The following is a 20,543-nucleotide window of genomic DNA, read 5'->3' as shown; positions in this document are numbered from 1 at the left end:
CAAGCCACCCGCGAGGTGGCTTGCAGCTATCCACTGCCAGCCAGCGAGGTCCCATGAACCCACGCCACCAACTGATCCTCACCCTGGTCCATCAGGCCCGCAAGATGAGCGTGAGCGAGCTCTCCCAACGTACCGAGGTCTCGGAGGTGACGGTGCGCAACGACCTGACCGCCCTCGAAAAACAGGGGCTGCTCAAGCGGGTGCACGGCTCGGCCATGGCGCTGGAGAGCGACGACCCCGACGCCCGGATGAACATCAACTACCTGCTCAAGGAGCGCCTCGCCGAGCGCGCCGCCCAGCTGGTGGAGGATGGCGAGACGGTCTTTATCGAGGGGGGCAGCGCCAACGCCCTGCTGGCCCGTCATCTGGCCCTGCACAAACGGGTCACCATCATCACCATCAGCAGCTACATCGCCCATCTGCTGCGCGACACCCAGGCCCAGGTGGTGCTGCTCGGCGGTCTGTTCCAGCATCAGAGCGAGAGCGTGGTGGGGCCGCTGACCCGGCTGTGCATCGAGCAGGTGCACTTCTCCAAGGCCTTCATCGGGGTGGACGGCTTTCACCCCGAGGTGGGCTTCACCGGCCGCGACATGATGCGGGCGGATGTGGTCAACAGCGTGCTGGCCAAGGGGGTGACCAATGTGGTCATCACCGACAGCAGCAAGTTTGGCGCCATCCATCCGAGCCCGCTCGGCACGCCGGACCAGATCGGCGTGCTGGTCACCGACGACGCCGTGCCCGTCACCATGCGATCCACCCTGACTGCGCGCGGCATCACAGTGCACTGCGTCACCGCCTGAATCGCACCTTGCCCCCCGTTGCCGGGTTGCTCCCCCGCCTGGCCGCTTGACGGCGCCCACCGAGGCTGGGGTATGCTCGTCCTCTTTTGGCCACCGCCTGGCAAGGGCCACTCTTTCAAGGACGTGACATGCACACCAAGGACAAGTTTCTGGCCGCTCTGGTCATCCTCTGCTGGGGGCTCAACTTCGTCGCCATCAAGTGGGGGCTGGAGGGGATCCCGCCACTGCTGCTGGGGGCGCTGCGCTTCGTCGGGGTGGTCTTTCCCGCCATCCTGCTGGTCCCCAGACCCGCCATGCCCTGGCGCTGGCTGCTGGCCTACGGCGGTGCCATCAGCCTCGGTCAGTTCTCCTTTCTGTTCTGCGCCATGAAGTTCGGCATGCCGGCCGGCATGGCCTCGTTGGTGCTGCAATCCCAGGTGGTGTTCACCCTGCTGTTCGCCATGATCTGGCTGGGGGAGCGCTGGCAACCCCACCACTGGGTGGCCCTGCCGCTGGCGGGGGCCGGGCTCTACCTCATCGCCACCCATGGCGAGGGCAATCTCACCCTGCTCGGCTTCGTGCTGACCCTCTGCGCAGCCGCCTGCTGGGGCCTTGGCAATGTCATCAATCGCCAGATCGGCCTGCGTTACAAGACCTCTCTGCCAAGCCTGGTCGCCTGGGGCGGGCTGGTGCCCATCCTCCCCTTCTTCGCCCTCTCCTGGCTGTTCGAGGGGCCTGAGCTGATGGCCAGCAGCCTGCTCAACATCAGCTGGCAGGGGATCCTGTGCGTGCTCTATCTCTCCTTTGTCGCCACCTGGCTTGGCTACGGCCTGTGGGGGCGGCTGCTGATGCGCTACCCGGTGGCGCAGGTGGCCCCCCTCTCCCTGCTGGTGCCCTGCGTCGGCATGGTGGCGGCGGCCCTGTTGCTGGACGAGCACCCCACCCCCTTGCAGTGGCTGGGCTCGGCCCTGGTGTTGCTGGGGTTCGTGGTGCATCTGCTGGGCGGGCGGCTGCGCTGGTTCAAATCGCAGACCGCCGCCTGACGCTTATTTATCCGTCGCCATTGACCGGGGCGGAGAAACTTTTCATGATGAGCCAGCCCCTAACGGGGCTCGCGTCATCAACACATGGCCTGCAGGACGCAGCCATCAGGAGAGCAAGGACATGCCATCGACAGTCACCGCCGGCCCCCGGATCATCCCGCGCCTTCTGCGCACCAGTGCCATCACCCTGACCCTCTGCCTGAGCCACTACGGCTGGAGCGCCACCCTGCCGGCTGACCTCAAGTGGGAGAGCAACAACGCGGATCCGGTGTTCGCGGATCCGGCCGCCAAGCGGGGCGGCACCTTTCGCGGCTTCATGACCAGTTTTCCGCTGACCCTGCGGGTGTACGGTCCGGACTCCAACGGCGGCTTCGCCGGCTATGTGCGGGAGACCAACCTGCCGCTCTTGAGCACCCATCCCGTCACCGGCAATCCCATGCCTATGCTGGCCAACGAATGGGCCTTCGGAGCCGACCACAAGACCCTCTATCTGCGCATCAATCCCAAGGCGCGCTGGTCAGACGGCCAACCGGTCACCGCCGATGACTGGCTGTTCACCCTCAAGCTGCTGCGCAGCAAGGAGATCAACGACCCCTGGTACAACAATTACTACAGCACCCAGATAAGCGACGTCACCAAGTTTGATGACCACACCCTGGCCATCTCCAGCGGCAGTGCCAAGAGTCGCCAGGATCTGCTGGAATCCCTCCCCTTCACCCCGGCCCCCAGCCACGCCATCAAGATCACCGCCGATTGGGTCAAGGAGTACAACTGGAAGGTGCTGCCAGTGACCGGCCCCTACCAGCTTGGCGAGGTGAAGAAGGGCAAGTCGGTCACCTTCGAGCGGGTCAAGGATTGGTGGGGCAATGACGAGCGCTACTTCCAGCACCGTTTCAACCCGGACCGGATCGAGCTCAAGGTGCTCAGGGATCAGAACATCGCCTGGCAACACTTCCTGCGCGGCGAGCTGGATACCTTCCCGCTGGTCATGCCCAACTGGTGGCACGACAAGACCAGGACGCCTGAGTTCGAGCAGGGTTATATCGAGCGACTCTGGTTCTACAACCAGACCCCCCAGTCCCCCATGGGGCTCTATCTCAACACCGCCGATCCGCTGCTGCGCGACCTCAATGTGCGGCTCGGCATCCAGCATGCCCTCAACCTCGACAAGATGCTCACCACCCTGCTGCGGGGGGACTACCAACGCCTCAACAGCTACGGCTCAGGCCAGGGGGAGTTCACCAACACGGCGCTCAAGGCCCGCCCGTTTGACCCCGAGCTGGCGCGCCAGTACTTCGCCAAGGCCGGTTTCACCAAGCCCGGCCCCGACGGCACCCTGCAAAACGACAAGGGCCAGCCGCTGACCCTGAGCATCACCTATACCACGGCGGAGCACGCCCAGCGCCTCACCCTGCTGCGCGAAGAGGCCAAGAAGGCGGGGCTCAACCTCGAGCTCAACCTGATGGATGCCTCGGCCGGCTTCAAGTCGATGCTGGAGAAGAAACACCAGAGCGCCTGGATGGGCTGGAGCACCAGCCGCTATCCCGCCTACTGGGAATATTTCCACAAGGTCAACGCCAACAAGCCGCAGACCAACAACATCATGAACATAAATGACGACGCCATCACAGCCCTGGTGGAGCAGTACGACAAGGAGTTCGACTTCGCCAAAAAGGCGGCGCTGTCGCGCCAGATCCAGCAGCGACTCTATGAACTGGCCAGTTTCGTGCCCGCCTATCAGGTGCCCTACACCCGGGAAGGGGCCTGGCGCTGGATAAAACTGCCCAAGTTGCCGGCGACGCCCAAGAGCGAACTGCTCTACTGGCCGCTGGACGGCAGCAACAGTGGCTACAGTTACGGCGGTCTGTTCTGGATTGATGAAGAGACCAAGGAGCAGACCCGGGCCGCCATCAAGGCAGGCCAGCCCTTCCCGCCCGTCACCCTGGTTGACACCACCTATCAGCAAAAATAGGGCAACCCGCTTCTCTGCCAGGGTGTACCAAGGCCATCAACAAAAAGACCCCGCACAGTGGCGGGGTCTTTTTTGCAACCTGGGTTGCTCGCTGAGGCAGGAGGCGCTTAGCCGCGCTTGGCCTGCTTCTGGGCGATGGCGTCGGCCACGTCGGCCGGCTCCAGCACGATACCTTCCTGATCCGGCGTCGGGAAGACGGCCACGCACAGCTCATCCTGCTCCATGCCGTCAATCCAGCGCTCCAGCCACACCTTGAGGGTGATGGACTGCGGCTTGCAGTCGGCCCACTCCCCTTCGGCCCACGCCTTGGCGTACTCCGGGTGCGGCCATACCGGGATGCAGTCTTCATCGTCGGTGGTCAGCATCATGACGCCGTGCTCGTCGGTCAGAACGAACAGCTCTTCGTGCTCGACCAGCTTGCTGATGAAGTGATCAAAGCGGTAGTCCGCGTTCAGTTGCAGCGCTGCATTGCGCTCGGTGTCGCTCAGTTCATAGCTCATCGGTCAAGTCTCTTGTGCAATAAAGGGCGCCATGTTCACATCTTGCCGGCGCCTTGTCCAGTATGAGAGATCGGTCACCGATTTTTGAGCCGGTTCACCCGAGCTCAGGAGTCACCAGGTCGATCTCCGCCATCTCGCCAAGGCGCTGGCGCAGCCAGTAGGCCGCCTCCACTTCGACGAAGCAGAGCTGATCCCGACCGGCCTTCGCCCCCGCCAGGATCTGTGCAAGACGAGCCTGCTGCGCGCTGTCCCAGGCATCGGCCAGCTTGCCGCCATGAGCCTCTTCCACCACCTCGCGGCGCAGCTCGAACAGGTTGTCGGTGATCGGGCTGTTGATCTTGGCCGGGCTGTGCCAGTACATCTGCAGGTTGTCCATCATCTCGCTGTCGTAGTTGGCCAGCGCGTCCAGCTCAGGCGTCGCCCCCTCTTCACCGGTCGCGAAGTCGCACCAGGCTGCCGTCAGCGGCGCCAGACTCTGCGCGGTTGCGCCCTTGCCATGCTGACGTAGGGCGGCGACATCAGCCCCCTTGCAGGCGGGTAGCCAGAGATCCCCTTCATGTTGTTCGAGCAGCGGCAACAGCAGGGAGGCCGGGTAGACGGAAAAACGGGAACCCAGGGTGTGCAGCAGGGATACCAGTGTGATCTTGACCATGGAATGCGCCTTGAACCGGGGGCCGACAGACAATATCGGCCAGATAGACAAAGGAAGCCCTATCCTATCATGTTTGGCGCCGCAAAGCCGGACTCAAACAATTCTCAATTGATTCACCAGATGACGACCAAAAAAGCAGCGTTTGAGCACGCCAGGGAGAGAGAAAGCCCAATAGTTTGAGCCAGCGCCCACTAAAGTGGATCCGGGAGTGCTAGTTTGCATACATCTTTAGCGTAAGGAGTGCATTCATGATCGGGATCGACCAGGTTTCCAGCGAGTTTGTAAACGATTTGAAAATACTGGCATGCTTTGATCCGGCCAACATGAGCCTGGGGATCAAGTTACGCAGCGACATGTCCGACGAACTCTGCCAGGCGGCAGTTCGCCTGCACCAGCAGGGACTCATCAGCGCGGAAGATGGCGGCTATCTGACGCCCTTTGGCATGACCATGGTGGAACACCTGCAGCACCTGCTGGTGGCACTCAAACCGCTTTGACCGCCTTGGGAGCCCACAGCGAAAAGTTGAGCAGCTCCCAGCGTTTCCCTTGACGCAGCAGACAGGCAAACAGCAAAGGACCTTCGGGTCCTTTTATCTTGCCATCGACCATCCACTCCCCCGCCCGTTGCGGCAACGGCTGCGCCCTGATCTCGTCCGGGAGCCTGCCAGCGCCCACCCGCACCTGCACAAACTGCTGGCACACGGTCATGGCCTCTTTCTCAACGAGGTTCGGCCCCTGTTTATCGGTGGAGGCTATCAGAGTGGTGGCGAGCAGAAGGGATGGCAGCATAGTCGGCACAACATGCAGAAGTAGAAGGTCACGCCTCACACCGACGGACGGTGAAAAACGCCCATAAACAAAAAGCCGTGGAACCCAAAGGAACCACGGCTTTCTTAAATTCTGTAAGAATTACAGAGCAGTTACGTTCTCAGCCTGCGGGCCTTTTTGACCTTGGGTCACGGAGAACTGTACGCGCTGACCTTCAGCCAGGGTACGGAAGCCGTTACCTTGGATGGCGCTGAAGTGAACGAAAACGTCCGGGCCGTTTTCTTGCTGGATGAAGCCAAAACCTTTGGTTTCGTTGAAAAACTTAACGGTACCGGTGATCATGTTAGACATATCTTTAAACCTGTATTCAAAATAATTACTTATGCTTTTCAGCGGATAAAGCTCAAAAAACGGGATTAACTTATGAACAACAGGAAAAGATGTAAAACATCATATTCATTGACATAACTATCGCCCTTTCAAGCTGGTTGAGATTATACGTGGCTTTGGGGATTACGCAAACAATTTGTGCCCTGCCACGGCAGGGCACAAACGTTACAGCGTAGCCGCTTCCAGTGCCTGAACCAGGGCTTTGAGGAAGCGTGCCGCCTCGCCGCCGGTACAGGCTCTGTGGTCGAATGTCATCGACAGTGGCAGCGCTCTGACCGGGCGCGCCTCCCCATGGATAAACACCACCTTCTCAAACAGCTTGCCCGCGCCAATGATGGCCACCTGGGGCGGCGTCACGATCGGGCTGGCATAGCGGCCCGCGATGGCACCGAAGTTGGTGAGGGTGATGGTCGCCCCCTGCAGCATCTCGCGCGGTACGGCGCGCGCCTTCACGTCGGCGATCATGCGATCCAGCCCCTGGCGCAGATCGGCCCCTTCCCGCTCGGCCACGTTCTCCATTACCGGCACGTAGAGCCCATGTTTGGAATCCACCGCAATGGCCACGTTGACCTCTCTGAACAGCCGTCTTGACAGGGTGTCGCCGTCGAACCAGGCATTCATGGAGGGCTCGGCCCGACAAGCCACCCCGATGGCCTTGATGAGGCGCACTGTCACATCTTCATCGGGACGCCAGTGGCGCAAGTCCACCTCGTCGGTGATGCTGACCGGCACCACCGTCTGGTGCGAGAGCTCCATCGCCTTGGCCATGGCCCGGCGCGAGCCCTTGAGGAACTCGTTGCCGCTGCTCTGCTGTGCCTCGAACGCCTGCTGCACGTCCTGCTCGGTCACCATGCCGGCACTGCCGCTGCCCTTGATCCGCTCGATGTCGAGCCCCAGTTTCTGGGCCAGCAGGCGCACCGCCGGCATGGCCTGCACCAGGGCGCCGCCGGGGGCGATGGCGCCCACCACGAAGTGATCCTCGATATGCTGCTGATGGGCGTTGACCTTGCCGACCACGGTGCCGTCATCCTCGCCGCCTTCGAACTCCACCAGCGGCGCACCTATGTGCAGGATGTCCCCCTCCTGTCCGCACAGCCTGGCGATAACCCCCGCTACTGGCGAAGGAACATCCACCAGCGCCTTGGCCGTCTCTACCGACAGCAACACTTGGTCGACACTCACGGTATCGCCGGCGCTGACCTTCCATTCGACGATCTCGGCTTCGGCCAAGCCTTCACCCAGATCCGGTAATTTGAAAAATTTCATAGCCACTGGTTCTCCATCAGCTGATGAGCCGCATCGGCAATGTCCTGCTCGGTGATGAGGTAATACTCTTCGTTGCGGTAGTAGGGGACGGCGGCGTCCACCCCGGTAAGCCGTCTGGGCGGTGCCTTGAGGGAGGTGAGCGCCTCCTCGGTGACCCGTGCCACGATTTCGGCACCGACCCCGAAGCTGCCGCACGCCTCGTGCACCACCAACAGGCGACCGGTCTTGCGCACTGATGCCAGTATGCTCTCCATGTCCAACGGCTTGATGGTGGCCAGATCCAGCACCTCGCACTGGATATCCTGCTCCGCCAGCAGGTTCGCTGCCCGCATCACCTCCTGGATGCAGGCCCCCCAGGCGACGACCGTGAGGTCGCGGCCGGGACGCAGGGTGAAGCAGACATCCAGCGGCAGGCCGATGCCGTCATCCACCACGTCGGATTTCATGGAGCGATAGATGCGATCGGGCTCGAAGAACATCACGGGATCCGGGTCACGGATAGCCGACAACAGCAGGCCATATGCCCGTTTCGGGCTGGAAGGGATCACCACCCGCAGCCCGGGAATATGGGCGAACAGGGCTTCCACACTCTCGCTGTGGTGTTCGGGGGAGTGAATACCGGCGCCATAGGGGGAGCGGTAGACGATGGGACAGGTGATGCGGCCCCGGGTGCGGTTACGCATCCGCGCCGCCTGGCAGATGATCTGCTCCATGCCCGGGAAGATGAACCCCTGAAACTGGAATTCGGCCACGGGTTTGAGCCCCTGAGTGGCCATGCCGACCGCCACCCCGGCGATCAGCCCCTCGGCCAGCGGCGTGTCGATCACCCGCTTGAAGCCGAACTTGTCGCGCAGGCCCACGGTGGCGCGAAACACCCCGCCGTTGACCCCCACATCCTCGCCGAGCACCACCACATCCGGGTCCCGTTCCATCTCGTGATGCAACGCCAGATTGACGGCCTCGAGCAACGTCATATCACTCATGCTTCCTCCCCGCTGTGCTGCTGCATGCCTTTGGCGATGATGCGCTGGCGCTGCGTGCGGTAATCCTTCGGCAACTCGGCAAACTGATAGTCGAGCAGGGTTTCCGGGGCCTGCGCCGCGGTTCCTTCATAGACGGCCACGGCGCGCTCGACCTCGCGGGCCGCCTCGGCCAGCAGTGCCTGCTCCTGCTGCTCGTCCCACCAGCCTTGTTCAAACATGAACTGACGCAGCCGCTTGACCGGCTCCTTGGCCCAGGCGGCTTCCACCTCGGCCGCCTCCCGATAGCGGGTCGCATCGTCGGCCGTGGTGTGATCCCCCAGCCGGTAACTGACCGCTTCGATCAGGGTCGGCCCCTTGCCGCTGCGGGCGCGTTCGACGGCGCTGCGGGTGGCCTCATAAACGGCGACCACGTCGTTGCCGTCCACCTGGATGCTGCGCACGCCGGCCCCTATCCCCTTCTGGGCCAAGGTGGGGGCGCTCGACTGCAGCTTGCGCGGCACCGAGATGGCCCACTGGTTGTTGTTGATGATCATCACCATGGGCAGGTGCCATACGCCGGCACAGTTGAGCCCCTCCAGGAAGTCCCCCTTGGAGGTGCCACCATCGCCGATGGTCACCACGGCGACCTTGGGTTGATTGCGCAGTTTGAAGGCCGCGGCGATGCCGGCGGCATGGGTGATCTGGGTGGCGATGGGCACGCAGATGGGCAGATCCTCGGAGAGTTCACCGTCGACCTTGTAAAAGACGCTGCCGCGCTCGTCCCCCCCCCAGTACTGCAGGTTTTTCTCCATGGGCACGCCTCGCACATAGAGGGTGGGCATGTCCCGGTAGTAGGGCACGTAGACATCCTGCGGCTGCATGGCGAGCCCGACTCCTATTCCGACCGCTTCGGCCCCCAAATGGGAGGGAAACGTGCCGAGCTTGCCGGTTCGCTGCAGCGCGATCGCTTTCTTGTCATAACTGCGCACCATCACCATGTTTCGGTAGAAGGTGTGCAGCATCGCCTTGTCCAGCCAGGTCGGTAGTGTGGCGACCGGGCGCCCTTCCTCATCGAGGTAACGAAGGAAAGGGATGTCGACATGGGTCATAACTGGCTCCTTGCCGTTGTCAACGTCACCACCATGAGGTGACCCTTTGAATGTAAATAGATTGTTAACCAAAGGGCAATGAGATTTAGCCAGGTAAGACCAGTAGAAACTTCTTTAATTTCAGAAAGAAGCTGGATTTTTCGGCTGAAAGAAAACAAAACAGGGAGCCATGTCGGGCTCCCTGTCAGGGCGGGACGGGAGCACCAGGGGCTCCCGCACCGAGCTGCACGGCCGGCAAGGCCGGCGGCAGCCTGAGATTGTCATCCGGGGTAGCGCCGGGTTACTCCCACAGCCGGGTCGGCACCACCAGCAACACGGTGCGCTGGCCGATGGCCACGTTGGCGTTGGGGAACACCACCGCCTCCCGCGGTTTCTCTACCGTGTAGCGCAGTTCGCCATCCTCGGCCAGCACGAAACCCTGGGGAAATTCGGTGAAATTGTCCACATCGCTGGCAAACAGGAAACGAAACTGCTCCGAGCGTTTGTTGATCACCCGATCGATGGCAAAGATGGTGAAGTCATCCGCTCGCCAGGGCTCCAGCTCCACCTCATCCCGGGTCACCAGATCCTGCAGCGCCTGCCGGGTTTCGATGAAACGGGTCATGTCGTTCTCGCCAAACGGGCGCACCTTGCCCAGCTCCACCGTGAAGGCGTGAGCGCCATGGCGATGGGAGCTGTAATAGCTGAAGGTGGTGGTGGGGCCGCTGGAGAGCAGAATGGTGCGCACGCCGCAGGCACCGAGAAACTGTACCTGCTCCTTGCAGTGAGGCCGCTCGTGGGGGAAGGGGTAGACGGCAAACTTCTCGTGGCGCGAGCCGCGAATGGCGGTGTGCAGATCGTAGTGGTAGCGAGGCCTCCCCTCGTCGGCAAAGAAGCGGCTCACATACTGCTCGAGGCGCATGGCGCGGATCCGCTCCTGGTTGCACAGCCCCTCCCCCTTGCTGTGGGCGCCGGAGAAGAGCCGGTTCATGTTCTCCTCCACTTCCCGCACACCCAGGTTCATGGCTGCCGGGTTGCCGAACAGGAACAGTACCCGATGGCGAGCCTTGAGCTCACCGCAGAGCAGGCGGGTCAGCAGCTGGTTGCAGATCTCGATGGGCGCGGTTTCGTTGCCGTGGACGCCGCAGGAGAGCACGATATCCTTGCGCCCACCGGGTTGATCACCGGCCCCGGAGGCGGGCTCGAGGCAGAGCACGCCGGTATCCCAGACACTCACCCTGTCGCCATTGGCCAACGCATAGGAAAAGGGCTCAAGCTGCCACTCGTGGCGGCGGGTCAGGGCCAAAAAGTCATGCTGGGGAATCATCCATCTCACCCTTTTGTCAGGAACGCTATGGGCGGATTATACGCAAGGCGCTTCGGCTTAAAATCAATTTTTAAACAAATTCAAACAGTAATGTTACAAGTTTGAGCGGGAGCAGGATCGGGGCGTGGGGAACAGAGAGAAATTGGCACAGAGCCGCGAGGAAAGAAATGGGGTAAAGCGATCAGCGTGAAGCAGCTGATGAACAGGGCAATCCATCAACCCGTGACGGTGGCGGTTTGCGACCGTGGATCAGCAAAAAAACGAGGCATCCTTGCCCGGCAGATCAACCACGCCAGAACGGCTTGGTGGTCTCTTGATAACGATCGGCTTCGTTCAGACCGATGTCCTTGAGCAGGTATTCGGGCAGCTCGGAGAGCTGGCGACGGCTGCGGCTGCGTTCCAGCCAGGTCAGTACGGTCATTTTGACGCGAGCAACCAGATTCAGTTGGCTGGAATGCTGGTAACCGGCGGCGGTATAAGTCATGTTGGCCATGATATGGCTCCTCTGTAGGGTGTCTGCGCGGGTGCAAATTTGTTGCGCAAAGCTTAGTCAGGGGGTATGGCCGACTCAATTGACGAATTTTGATAGCAGACATTAGTAAAACTAATGGTTGATGTCCGCGGCGAGACAATCATAAGATACTGATTATAAAAGACTAACAAACCTTTTCTGGGCCTGATGAAAGGCTGCAGCATATTCTCCTGCATGGCTCCCTTCTAACTATGCAGTTTCCTCTGCTGGCTATGCACTCCCGTCCTTGGCAAAAAGCAGGGTCAACCGGCTGTTTACATTCAGTTGTTAATGAAGAGATCTTTCATTGATCTTCAATTAACACACTGATACACCACAGTTACCTTCCAGTGACCCATCGCCTTGCCCGCCTCTTGCTCCCACTTGGCACGCATACACAGGGCTGATATGGTTATTTATACAGTACCTTTACCGCCTTGCCGTTTCCCACCCCATAGGCCGGCAAGGGCGACACAGGATATGCCGATGGAGACATTCACCCCCACCGCCGCCTTGCGCCAACAGATGGAGCGGCTCGAAGAGGCGCTGGCCAGGCTGGCGGATCAATTGACGCAGCTGGAGCTGCTGGAAGCCCACGTCTATCCCCTGCCCGCCGTCGCGCAGGGAGAGGAGCACGAGCCCATCGACACCATCACGGTGGGCTACCTCGATGGTGAAGAGGCGCTGGCCGCCACCCTGGCCGCCTATCGGGATCACAGTGCCCGCGCCGGCTGCTCCACCAAGGCCACCCATCGCCTGCCGGGCTGGCTGCGCCTGCCCGCCGCCAGCGCCCCGCTGCTGCGACCGCTGATCGACGAGATCAATGAGTGCAAGCTCACCTTCAAGGCCCAGGTACAGCAGGCGGGCAGCCGGGACGAGAAGTTCGAGCTGGTGCACAGGGCGCTGCCCGGGGTCATCACCCTGCAGGTCTATCGCAAGCTGACCCTGCTGGAGGGTGACCTGCATTCGCTGGGCTTTACCTGGGCCGACAAGCAGAGCATCAACCGCCTCAGCCGCGAGCAGGTGCTGGAGATGCTGGAGCGCAGCCGCCGCTATGTCCCGGCGCTGTCGGACAACGAGGAGTGGAGCAAGATGGTGGATCAGGAAGTTTACGATATCCGCCGCCTGCCGGCGGATGCAGAGCTTCGGATCCGCCGCCCGGTCAAGACCCACCCCATGATCAACCTGCTCTGGCTGGATCGGGAGCCCCGCAAGCAGCAGATCAAGGCAAGCCTGCCTCTGTTGCTCTGCGCGGACAGCCAGCCGGCCGTCACCCATCTGGGACACTACCCGCCCAAGCTGCGCCAGGCCAGGCGGGATCGCAAGATTGGCGGCGAGCCCGTCATAGAGCGACTCCACCTCTACCTTTATCAGGGGTAAAGGGGCCTTGCCCACCAGGCACAACCCACTCAGCTCACCGCCCGTATCACCCAACAACAAGGGGGAGCATCACAGGATGCTCCCCCTTGTTTCTTGCGCCGTGTCAGCCCCTCGTCAGCTCATCAGCAGGGCCCGCAGGCTCTCCACATCCAGCCCGCGCACTTCCGACTGGCCGCTCAGCAGGCCATCGGCCAGCGCCCGCTTCTCGTCGTGCAGGGCGACAATCTTCTCCTCCACCGTCTGCTCGCACACCAGGCGATAGACGGTGACCGGCTGGGTCTGCCCCATGCGGTGGGCCCGGTCACTCGCCTGATCCTCCACCGCCGGGTTCCACCAGGGGTCGAGGTGCAGCACGGTATCGGCCTGGGTGAGGTTGAGCCCAGTGCCCCCCGCCTTGAGGCTGATGAGAAACAGCGGCACCGCTTCGTGGCGAAAGCGCAGGATGGAATCCTGCCGCGCCTTGGCCGAGCAGCCACCATCCAGATAGCAATAATCCCACTGCCGCTGCTCGATGCGGGTGCGCAGCAGGCTCAGCAGATCGACGAACTGGCTGAACACCAGCACCCGATGACCGCCGTCGATGGCCTCCTCCAGCAGCGCCATCGCCTCGTCCAGCTTGCTGCTGGCCTCGGCCCACTCCGGCATCACCAGCTGGGGCGAGCAGCAGAGCCGGCGCAGCCGGGTCAGGCCGCTCAGCACGTGCATCAGGGCGCGACCATCGGCACTTTGCACCTGCTGCACCACTTCGCGCCGGGTCGCTTCGTAGAGCTGGCGCTCCGCCGGGGAGAGGCTGATGTGGTGGATGATCTCGGTCTTGTCCGGCAGCTCGGTCAGCACCTGGTGCTTGAGCCGACGCAGGATGAAGGGGCTGATCACCGCCCGCAGCAGCGCCATGTGCTGGGGATCCTTGACCGCTTTGCCAAAGCGGCGCTTGAACTCGCCGAGGCTGCCGAGCAGCCCCGGATTGATGAAGGTGAAGAGACTCCACAGCTCCCCCAGATGGTTCTCGATGGGGGTGCCGGAGAGGGCGAGCCGAAAATCACCGTCGAGCTGGAACAGCAGCTTGGCCCGCTGGGTACCGGCGTTCTTGATCTGCTGCGCCTCATCCAGCACCATGCTGGACCAGCGGCGCGACTTGAGCGCCTCCGCCAAGCTGCCGAGCATGCCGTAGTTGAGCAGGATGATCTGCCCCGCCTTGGCCTCGCGCACCATCCCCTCCCGCTCGGCGGGGTTGTCGAACACCACCACCTCCAGCTCGGGGGCGAAGCGGGCCACTTCCTCCTGCCAGTTGGTGACCACTGACTTGGGTACCACCACCAGGGCCGGCCCCAGATGCTGGCGCATGCGCAGCACGATGAGGGCCTGCAATGTCTTGCCCAGCCCCATGTCATCGGCCAGACAGGCACCGAAACCGTGATGGGCCAGGGTCGCCAGCCAGCGCACCCCCTCCTTCTGATAGTCCCGCAGCGGCCCCATCAACTCGTCCGGGCACGCCACCTCCTGTTGCCACTCCTGCTGAAGGTTCTGCCAGGCGGCATCCCCCTCGGTGGTGATGACGGAGAGCAGACGGGTGAGCGGATAGGCCAGCTTGTTGTTGATGCGTTGCTCGTCATCCAGCATGGCCCCCAGCATGGTGAGCCGCTCCACCAGCTTGTCGCTCAGCATCAGGCTGGTCTTCTCGTCGAGCTGGACGGTGCGCTGGCCCGGCGTCAGCTGGCGCAGGATCAAGCGCAAATCGAGGATCTGGTGCTCATCGAGGGAGAGGGCCCCCTCCACCTGGAACCAGTCCTGACGCCGCTCGATGCGCAGGCTCAGCGCCGCCTCATCGAGGCTCTTCAAACGCGCGCTGTCCTGATGCCAGTGAATGACCACGCCGGCATCCACCAGCTCCGGCAAGGCGTTGACCAGCGCCAGTGCCTGCTCCCCTTCGAGCCGCCATTCGCTGCCCGGCAGCTCGATGGGCAACTGGTTGCGCAGCAGCTGGGCCTCGCCCCGCTCGGCCGCCAGATCCCGCTGCCAGTAGTGATCATCCTTGATCCCCTGGCGCACGATGGCCTCTCCCTTGCCAAGGGGCAGCGGCGGCAGCTCCTCGAACCGGGTTACCAACCTGACCGCCAGCTGGCCATCCTGCCAGTCGAGCTGCACCGAGGCCACACCGGGCCAGGGCGTCAGCTCGGCGTTGCCATGCAGCCCCGCCACCTGGCTGTGCCAAGGCAGATCCGGGATGGCATCCAGGGTGCGTTGCAGCTCCGCCAGCCCCTCGGCCGGCAGGTCGGGAATGGCCTCCAGCGCCGACAGGCGATCCTGCAGGGCCTGGGGGGTGAGGATGAGCTGCCACAGATCCTGCGCAAGCGGTAGTATATGCGCCCCTCGCGCGGCCGCGGCCGGGCTCAATACGGCCCCCATGCCCTGCTCGGTGGCCACGATCTGCAGCAGTGGCGCCGTGATGGCGAGCTGCAGCTTCTGCCCTCTGGCATTGAACAAACGGGAGTGATTGGCCAGCGGCGCCCACACCTCGCGCGGCAGCCGCCCCATGTTGCGCGGCAGAGTGCGCACCAGCGTCCAATCCTCTTCGTCGAGCAGGGCGGCGTACTGGGTGGAGAGCAGGGCGGGATCGACCCGGCGACCGGCGGTCCACTCCCCCTTGGTGCTCTGTTTCTGGATCTTGCACTCGAGCTCGGGCCCTTCGGCGTGAAGCAGCCAGACCAGCCGCTCCTGCGGTTTGCGCACGCCGCTGGAGCGGCCCAGTCCCTGCAGCCAGTTGAGCCAGCTGGCCGAGGCGGGAGCCTTCTCCTCATCTTCAGGCGCACTCCCCTGCTCATCCTGCCCGGCGGCCCGCAGCTGCTGCAGCGGGGCGCGTTCTGCCCCCTGCCCCAGCAGCAGGCGCAGCAGATCCTGGCAGAAGGCCATCAAGCGGTGGCGGGGCGCGGCCTCCAGCACGTGGGAGAGATCCCACTTGTACAGGATGGCCACCTGGGGACTCTGCTCGCCGTGCCGGGCCAGCGCACAGAGATCGAGCCAGAGGTAACCCCAATGGAGCTCCTCCAGCGGCAGTTGCAGGGTGTCGAACAGCCCGACCGCCTGGCCGTGGCGCTCCCCTGCCCACTGTCCCAGCAGATCGGCCAGCAGGGGGAACTGATTGGCCAAAGTGCGCAGCCACTTCTTGCGCTGCTCGCTGGCCAGCACGGGATCCGCCTGCTGCAGCCAGCCCAGCCAGAGCAGGGCACTGAAGGTGGCAGGCCACTGACCCGCGCCCGTCGCGCCCGCTGACGCCTGCCAGGCCCCCAGCGCAGCCAGCAGGCGCTCTGCCAGCGGCTGCTCGTCTTCCTGCTCCGCCAACTGTTGCAGGGCGGGCCAGTGAGTGGTCGCTTCCCCGCTCGGCTCGCCGCAGAGCCATTGCCACTCGGCGGCAAAGCCCTCGGTCAGACCGGCCAGCTCGGGCGCACAGTACTGGGCAAGCGGGGTGAGCGGCCACTGCGGTTGGGGCTCGGCATCGAGCAGGGTCTGCAGGGCGAAGTGCTGCATCAGCAACCGCTGCCACTGCGGGCTCGAGCCAGCCAGCAGCAGCTGGGCGTCGGGCAGATCGAGCAGACTCAGCAGGTCGGCCGCCAGATAGTAAGCGGGCACTTGCCCGGCCTCCCCCAGACAGAGCTCGCGCACCAGCGCCTGGGCCATCTCCTGACCGGTGACCGACGGCACCCGTGCCCAGTTCGGCATGGGGCAGTCGCCGCGGCGCACCGCCAGGATCAACGCCAGGGTTCCCTCTGCCGTCAGGCTCCACTGCTGCTCCCCGCGCTGGCGAACCAGCCCCTGCTGCTGCAACTGACCGAGCCGATCCGGCAGGGTCTGTCCAGATGGCAGTTGTTCTTGCAAATAGCGGGTACTGGCGGTGCGCTGCAACTGCAGCTCGCCAAGCAGGGCATAACAATCTGAAGAGAGAGTGGACGCAGACATCGAGACTCACGGGCCGGTGCAAAAGCGGAATTTTAACGGGAAAGCGACTGCGGCTCGACCCTTAAGCGCGAAATAACGCAAAAAAGCTGGCGCCTGCTGGTCGGGCCGACCATGACGACGGGACGCAGACAACCCGTCATTGCCGCCCCCGCGGCCCTGACGGGGAAACGCGGCCATAAAAAAGGCGCCGTAGCGCCTCTTGGAAAAGATCCTGTTCTGACGTCAGCCTTCTAGCCGGGCCAGACGCTCGGCCAGCGCCTGCAGCTGCGCCTTGAGGCTCTCGACCTCCTCTTCCAGCGCGCTCAACCGGTCCGCCGCCGGCGATGCATAGTTGCCGGCGGGGGCCGCCTCGGCCAGCGCCTGCAGATCCACCTCGCCGCTGAACAGGTGGGCGTAACGGGACTCCCGCTTGCCCGGCTCGCGCGGCAGCTTGACCACATAGGGGCCACGCTCGATGAGGGTCGCCAGCACCGCATCCACCTCGGTCACGTCATCGAAGCTGCACAGCCGGTTGGTGCGTGAGCGCAGTTCACCCGGTGTCTGCGGGCCGCGCAGCAGCAGCTCGCAGATAATGCCGAGCTCCTGGGCGGTGAACTTCAGCTCGCCAAATTCGGTGTTGCAGAAGCGGTGTTGGTAACGAGGCACCCGGGCGTTGAAACCGGCGGTATTGACCACCAGCCGCTTGCGGATCAGCTCATCCACCACGGCCCGGATGTCGAGCTCTGACAGCTCCAGCACCGGCTCGCGGTTGCTCTTCTGGTTGCAGGCGTTGACCAGCGCATTGAGAGAGAGGGGGTATTGATCCGGGGTGCAGATCTCTTTTTCGATCAGACAGCCGATCACGCGGGCCTCCAACGGGCCAAGCACTAACTCCATTTCATACTCCCTACTAAGCAAGACGTTGAGGCCACTATCTTAGCCATGGCGCCTCTGCCGTCCAGCAGTGGCCACCATTTTTGCGAGGCGATGGGGCAGTTGATGAAACATCGCGCAATCGCCCCGCCACCGTCAGGAGGATGGCTTGCGCTCCAGCGCCGTGGCCACGGATTTGGCGGCAGTGCCGGTCAGCAAGGGATCTGCCGGATAGAGTGCCAGCGCTTCGCTGCGCAGGGCCCGCGCCTCCTCTTTGCGTCCCAGCGCATCCAGCGCGATCACCATGTTGGCGTAGATATTTGCCCTCGGCGTGTGGCGCACGAAGGCTTGCCCCCAGTCGAGATAGGCCTCCAGCTCCGCCTTGTTGTTGCTCTGCAGACCCACCGCCAGCCGCACCGAGTTGACGTCAAACTCCACCCGGGTCAACCAGGCCATGGGATTGATGACATCGAGCAGCAGGGTCGGCTCCTTGTAGCCGCCGCGCTCGTACTTGGTCACCACCCAGGCGGTGTGCAGCGCCGTCAACATGAAAGGCACCACCAACAGGGGGATGGCAATGGCGGTAAAACGCAACAACAGCCAGGGGCGGTAGACATGCTCGCGCCAGCTGGCGTGCCCCGCCTCCAGTAGCCCCTCCTCCACTTCCGCGTCCAGCACATACACCAGCATCAGCAGGGCCCACCAGAGCGCGATGGCGTGATAGAGCGGGTATTCGGTCTGGGTATGCAGCAGGATGGGGGTCATCAGCGCCAGCAGGGCTGTGCCCTTGCGCCAGCCGGCCCGGCTCGCCCGCCACAGCAGGGCAGCGCCCATCAGCAGCATGCCCAGCATGGGGGCTATCCCCCCCTCCACCGCCCAGTAGAGAAACTCGTTGTGGGGGTGATCGAGGTTGTATTCGATCTGCACCATGGCCGGGTTCAACGCCTTGTCGGCCATGTAGTGGTGCAAAAAGGTGGTTTCAAAGCTGCCATAGCCCCAGCCCACCCAGGGAGACTGGGCAATCAGCTTGGCGGCATAGGGCCAGTAGATGGAGCGCATGCCGCCGGATTGATAGGCCTCCAGTCCACGTTTGACACCGCTAATCCCGTACTGGGAGGCGATCCCCAGCCCGACACCGAGAGCAACCAGTCCCAGTACCTGCACCAACAGACGATGCCGACGCAGCTCGGGCACCAGCAGGAGCAGCGCCAGCAAGCCCCCCAACTGCCCCACCCGGGATTGCAGCACCACCAACAGCAGGCTGGTCGTCAGGATCACCCCGTAGCGCAACCCACGCAGCCAGACATGGGGATTGCCGCGCAGCTCCAGCCAGCTGGCCAGCGCAAGTCCGGTCGCCATGAAACTGGCCATCACATTGGGTTGTTGAAAGATGCCGTAGGGGCGGTTGGCGTGGGTGTCATAGCCGATCCAGTTGCCCGGCACCAGAAGGTAGTACTGCACTAGGCCGAGCAGCGCCTCGATGGCCACCGCCCCCAGCAGCAGATAGAGCAGCCGGTCACGGGATGCCCGCGCCAGTTGCCACTGATAGAGACAAAACAAAAACAGCAGACCGGCGAACAGCCCCAGCAAACGGGGAATGGCATAGTCTTTCAGTTCAAAGCCGGGATACGCCATGGGCAGCAGCAGCAACAATCCCCCGAGCCAGAGCCAGCCCTGCAACGAGGAGAATACCAGCCGCTGCTGCAGCGTCACCCGCCACAGTCCCAACCCGATGACCAGGCTGGCGAAGATCCAGCCCCAGGCATTGAACGGCAGATAGAGCCCGGCCCCACCGGGGTTGTGCATGAAAAAATGCATGCCCAATAACAGGTAGAAAAAGCAAATGCCCCAGAAGCTGAATGAGACTTTTGTCATGTCGTATGCTCCTGATATGTAAGATTGCAGTAAGCATCCCAAGATAAAAATAAAGGAGGACTATGCCTCCTTTATCTCAGACCCCTCGCTGGCGATATCTGAATGAATGTCTGAACAACACCACCCCTGCACCCAAAATACCACCTAAAAATGTAGATAGAATGATGATGAGAGGCCTGCGTGGCTTATCTCTTGAAATGGGCTCATCAGGAGATGAAAGATATGAAAATGATTGAAACGATACATTTTTAATATCAAGAGACTTCAAGCTATTAATCTGTAACCGCAACGAGCCCAACTCTGGATTCATGATCTCAGGATCCTTCATTGAACGCAGCACTTCCAGTTTTTCCGCCAACGCCTTGGAGCCTAGTTCAATATAAAATACATCACGATTATTCAAGTTCTCAACAGGTTTATCTAAGCCTGCAGCATTACTGATCCTCAGGCTATATCCAGTCCTGATGATTTCATCTTTCTGTCTCTGTAATGTATCAGTAACCACGCTGTCATATTGAGCATCCAGTGTCTTTATTCTGTTCTGCCAGATGCTATACAGCTCGTTGTTCTTTGCCTCCACCTGTTTGGCTTGAATAAATGCAATATATTTTTCAAGCCAACGTTTGGCCTCGCCTGATGTATCACCAGAGAACGAGAGTGTGACTTCATCACTTAGCTTATCCAGCGCTCTGGCATCAATAGTTTTAATAAGCTTTTTCAACTGTGCTTTCTGATTTTGAGCTGAATCATTTTTTTGTGGGTTTGGAGACGTATCAACAATACCCTCAGCAATTAAGAAATTCACTTTATTATCAGCGCTATTAAAACCCTTGATAAAATCCTTGAATATAACTTCCTTTTCAAAGGAGGCAAGGGCTTTAGGTTCAATGTTATTATTTACCAGCTTATTTACTACAAGTCGTAGATGATTAATCTCTCTTGAGGTCGGCTGATCAATCAAGGCTTGACTAGTCCATACCTGTGCAGCTGTATATGCGTATATACTTCCTAATACACATGATACCACAGCGGTCAGAATCAAAATTATTTTATTTTTCCACAGGATAAAAATAATCGCATTCAAGTCCAGTGAGACAGAGTCATTCGAAGGCTCTCGCTCAGGATGTGAGACTGAAGTCATAAATTATTCTCTCATATTCTATTTTAATGAACCTATCTCATGTAACATTATGTTTATACACATGCATGAGCATTGGTGGATAA

At 61.6% G+C, this 20,543-nt stretch carries 18 protein-coding genes; 5 read left to right on the top strand and 13 right to left on the bottom strand.

Annotated elements, in window-relative coordinates; all coding sequences use genetic code 11:
- Positions 1 to 53: 53 nt before the first annotated feature.
- The 3 genes from BN1143_RS20195 (at position 54) to BN1143_RS20185 (ending at position 3,794) form a co-directional block, all read left to right on the top strand.
- On the top strand, positions 54 to 800 hold the full coding sequence (locus tag BN1143_RS20195) for a DeoR/GlpR family DNA-binding transcription regulator (RefSeq protein WP_042051965.1): 747 nt from the start codon (positions 54 to 56) through the stop codon (positions 798 to 800).
- Between the two features lie 128 nt (positions 801 to 928).
- Complete coding sequence (locus tag BN1143_RS20190) at positions 929 to 1,822, top strand: EamA family transporter (protein WP_005302790.1); 894 nt, start codon at positions 929 to 931, stop codon at positions 1,820 to 1,822.
- 121 nt (positions 1,823 to 1,943) lie between these two features.
- Complete coding sequence (locus BN1143_RS20185; RefSeq protein WP_042051964.1) at positions 1,944 to 3,794, top strand: extracellular solute-binding protein; 1,851 nt, start codon at positions 1,944 to 1,946, stop codon at positions 3,792 to 3,794.
- A gap of 107 nt (positions 3,795 to 3,901) precedes the next feature.
- Here BN1143_RS20185 and BN1143_RS20180 read toward each other — a convergent pair whose 3' ends face one another.
- Complete coding sequence (locus BN1143_RS20180) at positions 3,902 to 4,294, bottom strand: DUF2750 domain-containing protein (protein WP_005302792.1); 393 nt, start codon at positions 4,292 to 4,294, stop codon at positions 3,902 to 3,904.
- 94 nt (positions 4,295 to 4,388) lie between these two features.
- Entirely contained in the window at positions 4,389 to 4,946 is a 558-nt protein-coding gene (locus BN1143_RS20175) for a hypothetical protein (RefSeq protein ID WP_042051962.1), read from the bottom strand.
- Positions 4,947 to 5,194: 248 nt separating this feature from the next.
- Here BN1143_RS20175 and BN1143_RS20170 point away from each other — a divergent pair, with 248 nt between their 5' ends.
- Positions 5,195 to 5,443 (top strand): TIGR02647 family protein, encoded by a 249-nt coding sequence (locus BN1143_RS20170; protein ID WP_005302794.1) that lies wholly within the window; start codon positions 5,195 to 5,197, stop codon positions 5,441 to 5,443.
- Here the strand turns inward: BN1143_RS20170 and BN1143_RS20165 are convergent.
- From BN1143_RS20165 to BN1143_RS20135, 7 genes are all read right to left on the bottom strand, one after another.
- Positions 5,430 to 5,735 carry a hypothetical protein gene (locus BN1143_RS20165; RefSeq protein ID WP_042051961.1) on the bottom strand — a complete coding sequence of 102 codons (306 nt, stop codon included), beginning with the start codon at positions 5,733 to 5,735 and terminating at the stop codon, positions 5,430 to 5,432. The two genes, BN1143_RS20170 and BN1143_RS20165, sit on opposite strands and share 14 nt — an antisense overlap.
- A gap of 120 nt (positions 5,736 to 5,855) precedes the next feature.
- On the bottom strand, positions 5,856 to 6,065 hold the full coding sequence (locus tag BN1143_RS20160; protein WP_005302803.1) for a cold-shock protein: 210 nt from the start codon (positions 6,063 to 6,065) through the stop codon (positions 5,856 to 5,858).
- A 204-nt stretch (positions 6,066 to 6,269) separates the two neighbouring features.
- Positions 6,270 to 7,370, bottom strand: coding sequence for a dihydrolipoamide acetyltransferase family protein (locus tag BN1143_RS20155; protein WP_024942458.1), 1,101 nt, complete (start codon positions 7,368 to 7,370; stop codon positions 6,270 to 6,272).
- Complete coding sequence (locus BN1143_RS20150) at positions 7,367 to 8,353, bottom strand: alpha-ketoacid dehydrogenase subunit beta (RefSeq protein WP_005302805.1); 987 nt, start codon at positions 8,351 to 8,353, stop codon at positions 7,367 to 7,369. The genes BN1143_RS20155 and BN1143_RS20150 overlap by 4 nt, the downstream gene beginning before the upstream one ends.
- A complete protein-coding gene (pdhA, locus tag BN1143_RS20145) occupies positions 8,350 to 9,441 on the bottom strand; it encodes a pyruvate dehydrogenase (acetyl-transferring) E1 component subunit alpha (protein WP_042051960.1) in 1,092 nt (363 codons plus the stop codon). Before pdhA ends, BN1143_RS20150 begins: the two co-directional genes overlap by 4 nt.
- 280 nt (positions 9,442 to 9,721) lie before the next feature.
- Positions 9,722 to 10,747, bottom strand: coding sequence for a succinylglutamate desuccinylase (astE, locus tag BN1143_RS20140; protein ID WP_017778581.1), 1,026 nt, complete (start codon positions 10,745 to 10,747; stop codon positions 9,722 to 9,724).
- Between the two features lie 283 nt (positions 10,748 to 11,030).
- Positions 11,031 to 11,240, bottom strand: coding sequence for a DUF1127 domain-containing protein (locus BN1143_RS20135; protein ID WP_005302810.1), 210 nt, complete (start codon positions 11,238 to 11,240; stop codon positions 11,031 to 11,033).
- Between the two features lie 504 nt (positions 11,241 to 11,744).
- Here BN1143_RS20135 and BN1143_RS20130 point away from each other — a divergent pair.
- Entirely contained in the window at positions 11,745 to 12,638 is an 894-nt protein-coding gene (locus BN1143_RS20130; protein WP_042051958.1) for a DNA replication terminus site-binding protein, read from the top strand.
- A gap of 114 nt (positions 12,639 to 12,752) precedes the next feature.
- On the opposite strand, the gene BN1143_RS20125 is transcribed toward BN1143_RS20130, so the two are convergent.
- The 4 genes from BN1143_RS20125 to BN1143_RS20110 all read right to left on the bottom strand — a co-directional run bounded on the left by BN1143_RS20125 (position 12,753) and on the right by BN1143_RS20110 (position 20,460).
- Positions 12,753 to 16,592: a DEAD/DEAH box helicase gene (locus BN1143_RS20125; protein WP_042051957.1), complete on the bottom strand. Its 3,840-nt coding sequence runs from the start codon at positions 16,590 to 16,592 to the stop codon at positions 12,753 to 12,755.
- 222 nt (positions 16,593 to 16,814) lie between these two features.
- The gene (locus BN1143_RS20120) at positions 16,815 to 17,468 is read right to left on the bottom strand and encodes a YceH family protein (protein ID WP_042051956.1); all 654 of its coding nucleotides are present in this window, start codon (positions 17,466 to 17,468) and stop codon (positions 16,815 to 16,817) included.
- Between the two features lie 132 nt (positions 17,469 to 17,600).
- Positions 17,601 to 19,250, bottom strand: a complete 1,650-nt coding sequence (locus BN1143_RS20115) for a PglL family O-oligosaccharyltransferase (RefSeq protein WP_231570709.1) — start codon at positions 19,248 to 19,250, stop codon at positions 17,601 to 17,603.
- Between the two features lie 145 nt (positions 19,251 to 19,395).
- A complete protein-coding gene (locus BN1143_RS20110; RefSeq protein ID WP_082038657.1) occupies positions 19,396 to 20,460 on the bottom strand; it encodes an LPS O-antigen chain length determinant protein WzzB in 1,065 nt (354 codons plus the stop codon).
- Between the last annotated feature and the right edge of the window lie 83 nt (positions 20,461 to 20,543).

It is taken from the genome of Aeromonas dhakensis (assembly GCF_000820305.1).
Taxonomy (GTDB): Bacteria; Pseudomonadota; Gammaproteobacteria; order Enterobacterales; family Aeromonadaceae; genus Aeromonas; species Aeromonas dhakensis.
The sequence above is the reverse complement of the archived record's forward strand: the minus strand, read 5'-3'. Positions and strand labels throughout refer to the sequence as shown.

What these genes read in the sequence shown, in the direction of transcription:
- BN1143_RS20195 (WP_042051965.1), top strand. Translation starts at nt 54, where the DNA reads ATGAACCCACGCCACCAACTGATCCTCACCCTGGTCCATCAGGCCCGC.
- BN1143_RS20190 (WP_005302790.1), top strand. Translation starts at nt 929, where the DNA reads ATGCACACCAAGGACAAGTTTCTGGCCGCTCTGGTCATCCTCTGCTGG.
- BN1143_RS20185 (WP_042051964.1), top strand. Translation starts at nt 1,944, where the DNA reads ATGCCATCGACAGTCACCGCCGGCCCCCGGATCATCCCGCGCCTTCTG.
- BN1143_RS20180 (WP_005302792.1), bottom strand. Translation starts at nt 4,294, where the DNA reads ATGAGCTATGAACTGAGCGACACCGAGCGCAATGCAGCGCTGCAACTG.
- BN1143_RS20175 (WP_042051962.1), bottom strand. Translation starts at nt 4,946, where the DNA reads ATGGTCAAGATCACACTGGTATCCCTGCTGCACACCCTGGGTTCCCGT.
- BN1143_RS20170 (WP_005302794.1), top strand. Translation starts at nt 5,195, where the DNA reads ATGATCGGGATCGACCAGGTTTCCAGCGAGTTTGTAAACGATTTGAAA.
- BN1143_RS20165 (WP_042051961.1), bottom strand. Translation starts at nt 5,735, where the DNA reads ATGCTGCCATCCCTTCTGCTCGCCACCACTCTGATAGCCTCCACCGAT.
- BN1143_RS20160 (WP_005302803.1), bottom strand. Translation starts at nt 6,065, where the DNA reads ATGTCTAACATGATCACCGGTACCGTTAAGTTTTTCAACGAAACCAAA.
- BN1143_RS20155 (WP_024942458.1), bottom strand. Translation starts at nt 7,370, where the DNA reads ATGAAATTTTTCAAATTACCGGATCTGGGTGAAGGCTTGGCCGAAGCC.
- BN1143_RS20150 (WP_005302805.1), bottom strand. Translation starts at nt 8,353, where the DNA reads ATGAGTGATATGACGTTGCTCGAGGCCGTCAATCTGGCGTTGCATCAC.
- pdhA (WP_042051960.1), bottom strand. Translation starts at nt 9,441, where the DNA reads ATGACCCATGTCGACATCCCTTTCCTTCGTTACCTCGATGAGGAAGGG.
- astE (WP_017778581.1), bottom strand. Translation starts at nt 10,747, where the DNA reads ATGATTCCCCAGCATGACTTTTTGGCCCTGACCCGCCGCCACGAGTGG.
- BN1143_RS20135 (WP_005302810.1), bottom strand. Translation starts at nt 11,240, where the DNA reads ATGGCCAACATGACTTATACCGCCGCCGGTTACCAGCATTCCAGCCAA.
- BN1143_RS20130 (WP_042051958.1), top strand. Translation starts at nt 11,745, where the DNA reads ATGGAGACATTCACCCCCACCGCCGCCTTGCGCCAACAGATGGAGCGG.
- BN1143_RS20125 (WP_042051957.1), bottom strand. Translation starts at nt 16,592, where the DNA reads ATGTCTGCGTCCACTCTCTCTTCAGATTGTTATGCCCTGCTTGGCGAG.
- BN1143_RS20120 (WP_042051956.1), bottom strand. Translation starts at nt 17,468, where the DNA reads ATGGAGTTAGTGCTTGGCCCGTTGGAGGCCCGCGTGATCGGCTGTCTG.
- BN1143_RS20115 (WP_231570709.1), bottom strand. Translation starts at nt 19,250, where the DNA reads ATGCACAACCCCGGTGGGGCCGGGCTCTATCTGCCGTTCAATGCCTGG.
- BN1143_RS20110 (WP_082038657.1), bottom strand. Translation starts at nt 20,460, where the DNA reads ATGACTTCAGTCTCACATCCTGAGCGAGAGCCTTCGAATGACTCTGTC.